This is a genomic window from Alteromonas sp. ABV2_168 (assembly GCF_056161165.1).
The window spans coordinates 258,476-271,549 of record NZ_JBSWYQ010000005.1; the positions used below are offsets into that span (position 1 = coordinate 258,476).

General features: G+C 46.8%; 11 protein-coding genes. 7 read left to right on the forward strand and 4 right to left on the reverse strand.

From position 1 onward, the window contains the following. Window positions 1-56: 56 nt before the first annotated feature. From ACXAH4_RS10250 to ACXAH4_RS10260, 3 genes are all read left to right on the forward strand, one after another. Complete coding sequence (locus ACXAH4_RS10250; protein ID WP_474844250.1) at window positions 57-527, forward strand: zinc-ribbon domain containing protein; 471 nt, start codon at window positions 57-59, stop codon at window positions 525-527. Window positions 528-703: 176 nt separating this feature from the next. Further along, window positions 704-1,279, forward strand: a complete 576-nt coding sequence (gene efpL, locus ACXAH4_RS10255; protein WP_119501438.1) for an elongation factor P-like protein EfpL — start codon at window positions 704-706, stop codon at window positions 1,277-1,279. 141 nt (window positions 1,280-1,420) lie between these two features. Then, entirely contained in the window at window positions 1,421-1,756 is a 336-nt protein-coding gene (locus ACXAH4_RS10260) for a hypothetical protein (protein WP_474881756.1), read from the forward strand. A gap of 35 nt (window positions 1,757-1,791) precedes the next feature. Here ACXAH4_RS10260 and yfaE read toward each other — a convergent pair whose 3' ends face one another. The 4 genes from yfaE to ubiG all read right to left on the reverse strand — a co-directional run bounded on the left by yfaE (window position 1,792) and on the right by ubiG (window position 6,741). Next, window positions 1,792-2,064: a class I ribonucleotide reductase maintenance protein YfaE gene (gene yfaE / locus ACXAH4_RS10265; protein ID WP_303574717.1), complete on the reverse strand. Its 273-nt coding sequence runs from the start codon at window positions 2,062-2,064 to the stop codon at window positions 1,792-1,794. An 18-nt stretch (window positions 2,065-2,082) separates the two neighbouring features. Then, window positions 2,083-3,213 carry a class Ia ribonucleoside-diphosphate reductase subunit beta gene (nrdB, locus tag ACXAH4_RS10270; protein ID WP_474844248.1) on the reverse strand — a complete coding sequence of 377 codons (1,131 nt, stop codon included), beginning with the start codon at window positions 3,211-3,213 and terminating at the stop codon, window positions 2,083-2,085. 71 nt (window positions 3,214-3,284) lie between these two features. Further along, entirely contained in the window at window positions 3,285-5,612 is a 2,328-nt protein-coding gene (nrdA, locus tag ACXAH4_RS10275) for a class 1a ribonucleoside-diphosphate reductase subunit alpha (protein ID WP_474881757.1), read from the reverse strand. 421 nt (window positions 5,613-6,033) lie between these two features. Further along, window positions 6,034-6,741, reverse strand: coding sequence for a bifunctional 2-polyprenyl-6-hydroxyphenol methylase/3-demethylubiquinol 3-O-methyltransferase UbiG (gene ubiG, locus ACXAH4_RS10280; RefSeq protein ID WP_474851503.1), 708 nt, complete (start codon window positions 6,739-6,741; stop codon window positions 6,034-6,036). Window positions 6,742-7,031: 290 nt separating this feature from the next. Here ubiG and gyrA point away from each other — a divergent pair, with 290 nt between their 5' ends. From gyrA to cmk, 4 genes are all read left to right on the forward strand, one after another. Then, on the forward strand, window positions 7,032-9,725 hold the full coding sequence (gyrA, locus tag ACXAH4_RS10285; protein ID WP_474881759.1) for a DNA topoisomerase (ATP-hydrolyzing) subunit A: 2,694 nt from the start codon (window positions 7,032-7,034) through the stop codon (window positions 9,723-9,725). A gap of 90 nt (window positions 9,726-9,815) precedes the next feature. Beyond that, window positions 9,816-10,901, forward strand: coding sequence for a 3-phosphoserine/phosphohydroxythreonine transaminase (gene serC / locus ACXAH4_RS10290; protein WP_474881760.1), 1,086 nt, complete (start codon window positions 9,816-9,818; stop codon window positions 10,899-10,901). A 4-nt stretch (window positions 10,902-10,905) separates the two neighbouring features. Continuing rightward, window positions 10,906-12,186: a 3-phosphoshikimate 1-carboxyvinyltransferase gene (gene aroA, locus ACXAH4_RS10295; RefSeq protein ID WP_474881762.1), complete on the forward strand. Its 1,281-nt coding sequence runs from the start codon at window positions 10,906-10,908 to the stop codon at window positions 12,184-12,186. A 138-nt stretch (window positions 12,187-12,324) separates the two neighbouring features. Next, window positions 12,325-12,999: a (d)CMP kinase gene (gene cmk / locus ACXAH4_RS10300; protein WP_119501431.1), complete on the forward strand. Its 675-nt coding sequence runs from the start codon at window positions 12,325-12,327 to the stop codon at window positions 12,997-12,999. Window positions 13,000-13,074: the final 75 nt, after the last annotated feature.

The following is a 13,074-nucleotide window of genomic DNA, read 5'->3' on the forward strand; positions in this document are numbered from 1 at the left end:
TTCGCATAGAGAAATAACTTTGTGTGTTTTTGCTACAGAAAGTCAAAGGATCGGTAATGGAATATGTTAATCATCCAAAATATGGAAATGTCCCGTTAGCTTCAGATGAAGAACACTCACTTGAAGAGATTACCAATGCTCACTGGAGATATTCGTCACTTCAGTTTTTTCCCCAAACAGCGATTAAGGCGGACACGTCGTTACAAAATTTCCGGATGTGCCCGCGTCGCATCTACGTAGATATAGAGGAAACCTGTACGGTCTGCAGCAGGCTTTTCATCTTCTTCGCAAGAGAACAACAATACTGGTTTGAACATTTAAAGTTTTATGTGGACTCACATTGCCGCGAGTGTTTTGAGTGCCGGCAAGTGTCCAAAAGAACTAAATCCATGCAAGCGCATTATCAACTTCTCAGAGAGACTGCTGACCGGACTCCTGAGCAGGATGCGGAACTTGAAGACATTGCCCTGGCGCTGTATCAGCTTGGTATTATTAAAGACGAAAAGTTACTCCGCGTTGGTAAGTGAAGTGGCACAAATTCTGTGCTTATAACCAAACAGCGTTTCCTTAATCTGACGTCGCCGTTTCAATCAGCAAAACATACATTTAAAACGCTTTCTTACCGACGAGAAATCGCGGAAAATAGAGGCTTTCCACTCCTGATCGGGCCCGTTGGTCTGATTTACTAATACAGGGAACCGCCATGCCTAAGGCAAGTGAAATTAAAAAGAATAACACCATCATTTTTGACGGTAAGACATGTATTGTCAGAGATATTGACCGTTCTGTACCACAGGGCCGTGCAGGCGGCAGCATTTATCGTATGCGTATGTACGATGTGGTAAGCGGTGCAAAATATGATGAAACATTTAAGGATTCTGACATGCTGGAAATGGCTGATTTAGTGCGCCGTCCAGCAATGTTCTCTTACATCGACGGCGATGAATATGTATTCATGGATAAAGAAGATTACACACCTTACCATCTGAATAAAGACAGTATTGCTGATGAAGCTTTGTTCATTAACGAAGAAACTGACGGTATTCAGGTTCTGGTTGTAAGCGAAGTGCCGGTAGCGCTTGATTTACCCATGAGTGTTGAACTGGAAGTGGTAGAAACGGACCCTTCCATTAAGGGAGCCTCTGCGACGTCCCGTACCAAACCCGCTACTCTGTCTACCGGTCTGGTTGTTCAGGTGCCGGAGTACATCAGTACCGGCGAGTGGATCAAAATCAACACCGAAGAACGTAAGTTTCAGAGCCGTGCCGATAAGCACTGACAGCATACGGTTCAGTAGCCATAAAAGTCAGGTGGCTGTTGTTACCTTGTAATATTGTGTTATTTTTAACCAGTCCTGCAGGTATTGATTGCCCACAGGATTAACATCAGTACACACTCAACTGCGTAAAAGGAAAGACATATGAAAATGACAAAACAACTCTCATCATTACTATGCATTGGTCTGTTTACCTGCGTGCTTGGCGCATGTAGCGAAGAAAAACAGGAACAGGCTGAAGACTCAATGACTAAAGCAAAAAGTGCCGCCAGCAGTGCATTTGATGATGCAAAAAATGCAGCATCTGATGTGGCAGATAAGACAGAGGAATTTGCTGAAGATGCAGCAGATAAGGCGGAAGACTGGACAGACGGTGCCAAAGATAAAGCTGAAGAGTGGGCCGACGATGCCGGTAATGCTATTGAAGACGGCTGTGAAAAAATGAAAGATAAAATGGATCTGGAAGATAAGGATTGCTAAAGATTCATTCCTGATAATGCGTTAAGTCAGGTAAGTTAAAGCGGAACATCTATTTTGATGTTTGTTACCGGCTTACAGCAACAGGGCAGTATTTCATCGTCGTCAATAAAGGCGAGGGGGTCTGTGGTATATTCCACCGACCCTTCTATCAATTTAGTCCGGCAGGCTCCGCAGAATCCGTCGCGGCAATGATAATGACAAGCGACACCTGCGGATTCTAAAGATTCCAGCAGTGTTTTATCCGGTACGGCATCAACACACCCCGTATCGACAATATCGATACGAAGTGTGGATTCAGGCTTTCCCATTAACGGGGAAGGTAGGAATTACAATTCAAAATCGGCGAAGTCATCTTCGCTGACTGAAGAGTCAATCTGACCAACCAGATAGGAACTGATCTCTGATTCCTGAGGCGCAACCTGTACATTATCTGAGTTCAGGTAGTTGTTCATCCACGGCAGTGGATTACTTTTCACTTCGTATGGTGCGTCAAAGCCAATAGCGGTCATACGCTGATTCGCGATGTATTCCACGTACTGACACAGAATTTCCTTATTCATACCGATCATTGAGCCGTTCTTGAACAGGTAATCAGCCCATTCCTTCTCCTGCTCAACAGCGCTGATGAAGATCTGGCGTGCCTCTTCATGGCACTCTGCAGCGATTTCTGCCATCTCAGGATCGTCCTTGCCTCTGGCCCACAAGTTCAGCACGTGCTGAGTAGAGGACAGGTGCAGGTTTTCATCACGGGCAATCAGACGGATAATTTTCGCATTACCTTCCATCAGCTCACGCTCAGCAAAGGCAAATGTGCAGGCAAAGGACACATAGAAGCGGACCGCTTCCAGGGCATTGACTGAATTCATGCACAAGTACATTTTCTTCTTCAGAACACGCATGTTCACTTCGTACACTTCGCCGTCGACGGTATGAACGCCTTCACCTTGTGTCTGCCACAACTGTGTGTGGAAAATCAGATCATCGTAGTATTTAGAAATATCAGCAGCACGGCGCTTGATTTGCTCGTTAACCACGATGTCTTCAAAAATTGCACTCGGATCGGAAAACAGGTTACGAAGAATATGAGTGTAAGAACGGGAGTGAATCGTCTCAAAGAAAGACCAGGTTTCAATCCAGGTTTCCAGCTCCGGTAATGACACGATGGGCAGGAATGCAATATTCGGACTGCGGCCCTGAACGGAATCCAGCAAGGTTTGATATTTCAGGTTAGAAATAAAAATATGCTGCTCAGGCTCTGTGAGTTTCTGGAAGTCTACACGGTCACGCGTAACGTCAACTTCTTCCGGTCGCCAGAAGAAACTGATTTGTTTTTCAATGAGTTTTTCGAAAATGCTGTGCTTCTGCTGATCGTAACGGGCTACGTTAACAGGGTTACCGAAAAACATTGGCTCGACGAGAGGATTGACGCTTTGTTGATTAAACGTTGTGTATTTCATAACTGCGATAGTACTCAGAACAGATTTATCAGTTAAAAACGGAAGAAACCAGGGCAAGCCCTGGTTTATCGTTAAATTTTACATGCACCGCCGGCACAGTCGTCGTCTTCTTCAATCACAGCAGTTTGCGCCTGTGCTTGAGGTTTCGCCTGGCCTTGTTTGACTTCCATTGAGCTGGTGTCGGTGTTGCCGTCACGGGTGTTATGATAATACAGTGTTTTCACACCCAGCTTGTAAGAGGTCAGCAGATCTTTGAGCAGCAACTTCATCGGTACCTTACCGCTTTCATATTTGCCCGGATCGTAACTGGTGTTAGCAGAAATAGTCTGGTCAATGAATTTCTGCATAATACCAACCAGTTGCAGGTAACCGTCATTGGACGGAATATCCCACAGCAGTTCATAGGCATCTTTCAGATTTTCATATTCAGGAACAACTTGCTTCAGTACACCATCTTTACTGGATTTAATGCTGATATGACCACGGGGCGGCTCGATACCATTGGTTGCATTTGAAATCTGCGAAGACGTTTCAGACGGCATCAGCGCAGACAGCGTAGAATTACGTAGTCCGTGCTCCATCATTTCAGCGCGCAGGCCTTCCCAGTCCATGTGTAAGGGTTCATTACAAATGGCGTCCAAATCTTTTTTGTAGGTATCGATAGGCAGAATACCTTTAGAGTAGGTGGTCTCATTAAATTTAGGACACGCACCTTTCTCTTTTGCCAGATTCACAGACGCTTTCAATAAATGATACTGCATCGCTTCAAACGTACGGTGAATAAGCGGGTTTGCGCTGAAGTCAGAGTACTTCACGCCGTTCTTCGCAAGATAATAAGCGAAGTTGATAACACCTATACCCAGCGTACGACGATTCATAGTGGCATGGTATGCCGCCGGAACAGGGTAATCCTGATAGTCGAGCAGGCTGTCCAGTGCACGCACAGCAAGGTCGGATAATTCTTCGAATTCATCCAGAGATTTAATCGCGCCTAAGTTAAATGCTGACAGCGTACACAGTGCGATTTCGCCGTTTTCGTCGTTTACGTGCTCCAACGGCTTGGTCGGCAGCGCGATTTCAAGACACAGGTTGCTCTGACGGACAGGGGCAATAGCCGGGTCAAACGGGCTGTGAGTATTACAGTGGTCAACGTTTTGCAGGTAGATACGGCCGGTTGAAGCACGCTCCTGCATAAACAAACTGAACAGTTCCATGGCTTTAATTTGCTTCTTACGAATGGAGTCATCCTGTTCATATTTCACATACAGCTCTTCGAACTTGTTCTGATCAGCAAAGAAAGCATCGTACAGACCGGGTACATCAGACGGGCTGAACAGTGTGATGTAGCCGTCTTTCATCATACGCTGATACATCAGCTTGTTGAATTGCACGCCGTAGTCGAGATGACGTACGCGGTTTTCTTCAACACCACGGTTATTTTTCAATACCAGCAGTGATTCAACTTCCATGTGCCACAGCGGGTAGAACAACGTCGCTGCACCACCACGAACACCGCCCTGAGAGCAGCTTTTCACCGCAGTCTGGAAGTACTTGTAGAAAGGAATACAACCTGTGTGGAAAGCTTCACCACCACGGATTGGACTACCCAGTGCACGAATGCGACCAGCGTTTACACCAATACCGGCGCGCTGACTCACGTATTTTACGATGGCGCTGGCGGTGGCGTTGATAGAATCCAGACTATCACCGGTTTCAATCAGTACGCATGAGCTGAACTGACGGGTAGGGGTGCGCACACCGGACATAATCGGTGTAGGCAGAGAAATCTTGAATGTCGATGTTGCATCGTAAAAACGGCGGACATAATCAAGACGGGCTTCTTTCGGGTAGTCAGCGAACAGACAGGCGGCTACCAGAACATACAGGAACTGGGCACTTTCATAGATGTCGCCGGTAACACGGTTTTGTACCAGATACTTACCTTCAAGCTGCTTAACAGCAGCATAACTGAAGGTCATATCACGCCAGTGATCGATGAAATCATCCATCGCCTCAAATTCAGCCTGGGTGTAGTCAGACAACAGGTGCTCGTCATACTTACCCTGTTCAACCATCTTTTTAACATGATCAAACAATTTAGGCGGCTCAAACTGACCATATGCTTTTTTACGCAGGTGGAAGATAGCCAGACGGGCTGCAAGATACTGATAATCAGGCGCATCTGTTGAAATAAGATCGGCTGCAGACTTGATCAATGTCTCGTGGATTTCGCCGGTCTTGATACCATCGTAAAATTGGATCTGAGCTTTGATTTCTACCTGAGAAACAGAAACGTTATTTAACCCTTCTGCTGCCCACGTGATCACTTTATGGATCTTATCTAACTCAATGACTTCTTTTTCGCCATTGCGTTTAGTGACATACAAGTTGTTGTTCATTTGTACTGGCCGTTAGTTTGTTAGCGCATGAAGCAAGGGTTGGCACCCTTTTCATCTTTATAAAATTGAATTTGCTAAGCCTTGAAAGCTTGATCCAGCAGAGATCCCTTACTGCCTGGCGGGATCCCGTGTTTTTGTACTACTTTATTGTTCTAAAACACCCGTCGGACAAGACACAAGATAGTGAGGTTTGCGTGGTTTTGCAACCCAATATCTGGTGGTTTATCCAGCGATCAAAACGGTGCCTGAAAAAGGTTAGTGGTAACTCACCTATGAGCGGCATGATTAAGCCAAATCAGACAGATGCAACCATTTTTTACTTTTTTTGATCGCCGGTTAAAAAGTTTTAATCGCTCAAAGCGGGTTGGTTACAAATACGACATATAGCGTAATATTTATTCTTAAATACTATATATAGTGTTTACTGTAGGGTTTTTTGCGTATGGACGATATAGTTCACATCGATGTTTTTGTCCGATAAGTAGAACTGGCGGCTTAGCGGATCCATATGCAGACCTGTGGTGTTTCTGGCAAACAGATCAACCTTATCGGTCATTGCCATTAATTCTGAAGGCTTAATGAAACGGGCATGCTGATGCGTGCCTTTTGGTACCAGCTTGAGGATATATTCGGCACCAACGATGCCCATCAGCCAGGATTTCACATTTCTGTTTAAAGTAGACAGAAATACATGACCACCGGGCTTAACCAGCCTGGCGCAGGCAGCGATGATCGATGCCGGATCGGGAACGTGCTCGAGCATTTCCATACACGTCACCACATCGAACTCTCCGGGTCTTTGTTCTGCAAAGTCTTCTGCAGAAACACACTGATAATCGACTTTTACACCGGATTCGAGACCATGAAGTTTAGCAACCTCTAAAGAAGCAGACGCCAAATCAATACCGGTAACATCAGCACCCAGTTTAGCCATGGATTCTGCAAGAATGCCGCCGCCACAACCAATATCCAGCACTTTCTTTTCAAACAGACCATCACAGTGCTGCTGCACAAAATCAAGTCTTAACGGGTTGATTAAGTGCAGGGGTTTGAATTCACTTTCGGTATCCCACCAACGGGAGGCCAGTTCACTGAATTTGGCAATTTCTTGTTCATCGACATTCGACATACTGGTGCTCGTATTATCAGATAGAGGAGATTGATTTTGATAAATACGATACATGATCAAAGCAGTAAAAGGGACGATTTGTGTATTAAAGTGGATTAATTGCGTGAAAAGTAATCGGTTGGTAATAACAGCCCCATTTGCGGGTATTAAGCGCTACATAAATCTGTCATCCGGTGATACACTCAATGATTACTTGTAAAACCCATAATAAGAAAGCGCTGTTCTTAGCTGCATTTAAAAGTGCGTGACATTGGATACGCTTGAACTTGAATCAAGGGACATAGCAGTTTATGACTGATAACGCTAAAGAAATTCTCCCCATAAATATCGAGGAAGAGCTTAAAAACTCCTACCTTGATTATGCGATGAGCGTTATTGTCGGGCGAGCATTGCCTGACGTAAGGGACGGCCTCAAGCCGGTTCACCGCCGCGTACTCTTCGCGATGAACGAACTCAAAAACGACTTCAATAAACCGTATAAGAAATCCGCCCGTGTGGTGGGTGATGTTATCGGTAAATATCACCCTCATGGTGACAGTGCGGTGTACGACACCATCGTACGTATGGCGCAGCCATTCTCTTTACGCTACATGCTGGTAGACGGGCAGGGGAACTTCGGTTCTGTGGACGGCGACTCTGCCGCGGCCATGCGTTATACCGAAGTACGTATGGCTAAAATTGCCCATGAGTTACTGGCGGATCTTGATAAAGAAACCGTAGATTTCGTACCTAACTATGACGGTACAGAGCAAATTCCTGAGGTTTTACCTACTAAGGTACCAAACCTGCTGGTAAACGGCTCCTCCGGTATTGCCGTTGGTATGGCAACAAACATTCCGCCCCACAACCTCACTGAAGTGGTCAACGGCTGTATCGCAATGATAGAGAATCCTGCCGTTACCATTGAAGAGCTGATGCAGCATATTCCGGGTCCGGATTTCCCTACTGCGGCGATGATCAGTGGTCGTAAGGGTATTGATGATGCTTACCGTACCGGTCGTGGCAAAATCTATCTGCGTGCCAAAGCAGAAATCGAAACCGACAGTAATGGTAAAGAAACCATCATTGTTAATGAGATCCCTTATCAGGTAAACAAAGCCCGCCTGATTGAAAAGATCGCTGAACTGGTAAAAGAAAAACGTATCGAAGGTATTTCTGCCCTGCGTGATGAGTCTGACAAAGACGGTATGCGCATTGTTGTTGAAGTAAAACGCAACGAGTCGGCGGAAGTACTGCTTAACCACCTGTATGCCAATACCCAGCTACAAACAGTATTCGGTATTAATATGGTGGCACTGGATAACGGTCAGCCTAAAGTATTCAACCTTAAAGAAATGCTTGAGGCGTTTATCCTTCACCGTCGTGAAGTGGTTACCCGCCGTACGGTATACGAACTGCGTAAAGCGCGGGATCGTGCCCATATCCTCGAAGGTCTTGCCATCGCACTGACCAATATCGATCCTATCATTGAGCTTATCAAAGCTTCGCCGAGTCCGTCTGAAGCAAAGAAAGCTTTGGTTGCGCAGGGCTGGAAACTGGGTGATGTTGCCGACATGCTTGAGCGTGCCGGTGATGATGCGGCCCGTCCGGACTGGCTGACGCCGGAATTTGGTATCCGTGACGGCAAGTACTACCTGACAGAACAACAGGCACAGGCCATCCTTGATCTGCGTCTTCACAAACTGACTGGTCTTGAGCACGAAAAGATCCTTGATGAGTACAAAGAGTTACTCGCTATCATCGCTGAATTGCTGCACATTCTGCGTAGCCCTGAGCGTCTGATGGAAGTGATTCGCGAAGAGCTCGAAAAAGTTCGTGATGAGTTTGGTGATGAACGTCGCACAGAGATCACGGCTGCAAGTCATGACATTGATATTGAAGATTTGATTGAGCAGGAAGACGTTGTTGTGACGCTGTCCCGTGAAGGCTATGTGAAATATCAGAAACTGACTGAATATGAAGCACAGCGTCGTGGTGGTAAAGGTAAGTCAGCGACGAAGATGAAAGATGAAGATTTCATTGAGCGTCTGCTGGTTGCGAATACCCACGACCACATCCTGTGTTTCTCTACCCGTGGCCGTCTGTACTGGTTGAAGGTTTATCAGTTACCATTTGCCAGCCGGAACGCCCGTGGTAAACCGATTGTGAATATTCTGCCGCTGGAAAATGACGAGCGGATCACTGCCATTCTGCCTATCAAAGAATTTGAAGAAGGCAAGTTTGTACTCATGGCGACAGCCAACGGTACGGTGAAAAAGACTGATTTGAGTCTGTACTCCAGACCGCGCTCCAGTGGTATTATTGCCGTTAACCTTAATGAAGGCGATGAACTGATTGGCGTATCAATCACCCACGGTGATGACGACATCATGCTGTTCTCTGACGAAGGTAAAGTGGTTCGTTTTAACGAAAAACTGCGCGACTCAGAAACAGGTGAAGTAAAACGTGATCCGGAAACCGGTGAAGAGTTGCAGGCTCTGCGTCCTATGGGCAGAACAGCAACGGGTGTTCGCGGTATTAAACTGCAGGAAGGTCAGCGTGTGGTATCTCTGATTGTTCCCCGCGGTGACGGCGCCATCCTTACTGCAACTGAAAACGGTTATGGTAAACGTACGCCCCTTGAAGATTACCCGGCTAAGAGTCGTGCGACTCAGGGCGTGGTGTCTATCAAAGTGTCAGAACGTAACGGTAAAGTTGTCGGCGCTGTACAGGTTGATGAAACCGACGAAATCATGCTTATCAGCAACATGGGCACACTGGTACGTACCCGTGTCGGTGAAGTGTCTACGGTTGGCCGTAACACCCAGGGTGTACGTCTGATCAGAACTGCTGATGATGAGAAAGTAGTAGGTCTTCAACGTATCGAAGAAGTGATCGACGAAGAACTTGAACTGGAAGAAGGCGGGGAAAACACCGCTGAAGAAGCATCTGCTAACAATGATGCCGCTGTCTCAGACAGCGATAAGCCAACGACAGAAGAATAAGCCGGCGCGCTGTTAACTGCAGCGCGTTTTAACTCTTATTCAACAAGCGGCTTTTGCCGCTTGTTGTGTTTACAGGTGTTGAAATAATCTATGAGTAATGTATTTAACTTCAGTGCTGGACCCGCAATGTTACCTGCAGAGGTCATGCAGCAGGCACAGGCGGAATTTCTGAACTGGCGTGATTCAGGCTGTTCTGTCATGGAAGTCAGCCATCGAGGCAAAGATTTTATTGAAGTTGCCGCTACCGCAGAGCAGGACCTGCGCGACTTACTGGCCGTACCGGACAATTACAAAGTACTTTTTGCCCATGGTGGCGGCCGCGGACAGTTTGCCTCTGTGCCGCTGAACATCTCTCAAACCGGTGACACATCTTTGCACATGGTTACCGGCTCCTGGTCGAAAGGGGCCGTTGCTGAGGCATCTAAATACAACAATGCCAAAGTGATTGGTGAAACCATCGAGATTGACGGACTGAAATCAGTCGCAAGAGTCAATGCCGGCGATGTTGACCAGAATGCGGCTTACCTGCATTTTTGCCCCAATGAAACCGTTGATGGTATTGCTTTTGACTGGTTACCTGAGGCAGGTAAGGTACCGCTGGTATCTGATATGTCTTCTTGTATTTTGTCGCAACCACTGGATGTGGCTGCACACGGTATTATTTATGCCGGCGCACAAAAAAATATCGGTCCTTCCGGTTTATCGGTATTAATTGTTCGCGACGACCTTATCGGTAAAGCGCGTAAAGAAACCCCGTCCATTTTCGATTTTGAATTGATGGCTAATCACGATTCAATGTATAACACACCGCCCACTTTCTCATGGTATCTGGCGGGTCTCGTGTTCAAATGGTTGAAGAACAATGGTGGCCTGAGTGCCATGCAAAAACGCAACGATGAGAAAGCAGCGTTACTTTACAGTGCTATCGATAACAGTGATTTCTACTCAAACCCGGTGCATCCTGACAACCGTTCTAAAATGAATGCGCCTTTCCATCTGGCAGATGACGGCTTGAATCAGGCATTTTTAGAACAAGCTGAAGCTGCCGGACTGAAAGCGTTGAAAGGGCACCGCTCTGTGGGCGGGATGCGCGCCAGTATCTACAACGCAATGCCGGTTGAAGGTGTTGTGGCACTGGTTGAATTTATGCAGCAATTTGAAAAGCAAAACGGGTGAGTCAGTGGAGCAGTTAACATTACAACCAATTTCCCGTGTAGACGGAGAAGTCAACGTACCGGGGTCTAAGAGTTTATCTAACCGTGCTCTGTTACTTGCAGCGCTGGCAAAAGGTGAGACAACACTGACTAATTTGCTGGACAGTGATGATATCCGCCACATGCTGGTCGCCCTGGAAAAGCTGGGTGTGACTTACACACTGAGTGAAGATAAGACTGAATGTACGGTTACCGGTATTGGCGGAAAATTCAACGTTGCCGGTGAAACCGAATTATTTCTTGGCAATGCAGGAACGGCAATGCGCCCGTTGTGTGCTGTCCTTGCTGCCAGTGATGTGCTGGTTACACTGACCGGCGAACCACGTATGGAAGAGCGTCCAATCGGCGATCTGGTTAATGCCTTGCTGGAAGCCGGTGCTGATGTCACATATCTTAAAAATACCGGTTATCCGCCGCTTAAAATTGCCGGTAAACCGTTGTCGGCAAAAGAAGTTAGCGTGGATGGAAGCGTATCCAGTCAGTTCCTGACCGCAATATTAATGGCTGCGCCGTTATTCGTTTCTGATACGCTGATAAAAATTAAGGGTGAGCTGGTTTCTAAACCCTATATCGATATTACGCTGGATACCATGGCCAAATTCGGTATTGTCGTCACTAACAATGACTACACCTGCTTCGAGGTTAAGGGAAATCAAACTTACACTTCTCCGGGTCGTTTCATGGTTGAGGGTGATGCATCATCGGCCTCTTACTTCCTGGCTGCTGCTGCAATTAAAGGCGGTACGGTGAAAGTTACCGGCATTGGTCGTAAAAGTATCCAGGGTGACGTACGTTTTGCTGATGTACTTGAAGCGATGGGAGCGAAAGTTGAATGGGCGGATGAGTCAGTGACTGTCACCGGTGCACCGTTAAAAGGTGTGGATATGGATATGAATCATATTCCTGATGCAGCCATGACTATTGCTACCACAGCGCTGTTTGCTGAAGGGCCGACGTCTATCCGTAATATCTACAACTGGCGGGTTAAAGAAACGGATCGCCTGCATGCCATGGCTACTGAGTTACGTAAATTGGGCGCCGAAGTGGACGAAGGACACGATTACATTACCGTGCAACCTTTGAAATCACTGAAGCATGCTGAAATCGATACGTATAATGATCACCGTGTGGCAATGTGCTTCTCTCTTGTAGCACTTAGCGATACGCCGGTCACTATTAACGATCCGCGCTGTACAGCCAAAACCTTCCCAGACTACTTCACCCGATTCGCGACAATTTGTCACTAATTTGTCGCTAACTGTCAGGAAAATGACAGCTTTCTAAGTTAAAACAATGCTGCCTGTTCTTACAGGCAGCATTGCTTATCATGCCAAGGTGCGTATAATTGCGCGCGATTTAATAACCTTTTAACAAGTGGAGCAGGTATGCAACTGATCCCCGTCGTCACGGTTGACGGACCAAGTGGAGCTGGTAAAGGAACCCTGAGCAGTTTACTTGCAAAAGAACTTCAATGGCATTTTCTGGATAGTGGCGCAATATACCGCGTTCTGGCTGTTGCAGCATTACACCACGATTTACCCGTGGATGATGAAGCTTCTGTTGTGCCGCTGGCAACCGGTCTGGATGTCAGCTTTGAAACAAACGGCGAAGCGAACCGCATTATTCTGGAAGGCGAAGATGTGACTGATGACATCCGCACTGAACAGGTAGGCGCTGTAGCATCACAGGTAGCCGCGTTACCCAGGGTCCGTGAAGCATTATTGCGTCGCCAGCGTGCCTTTCAGCAGGCGCCCGGCCTGGTTGCTGACGGCCGTGACATGGGCACGGTGGTGTTTCCTGATGCGGTTGTAAAACTGTTTTTAACAGCCAGCGCTGAAGCCAGAGCTGAACGGCGATATGCCCAGTTGAAAGAGAAGGGCATGGATGTTAATATTGCGCGCCTTTTAACCGATATCAAAGCACGTGATGAACGTGATACGCAGCGGGCAGTTGCCCCTCTGGTACCGGCTGAAGATGCGGTAGTAATAGATTCTACTCACCTGGATATTACGCAGGTGTTTGAAAAAGCGATGGAAGTTGTGAGATCGAAGGTTCGCTGATTTAAGCGCAGCCTCTTTTTTTCGTTCCATTATTTTGATATGTCGACACAGGACGTGACGACTTTTGTTAGCAAC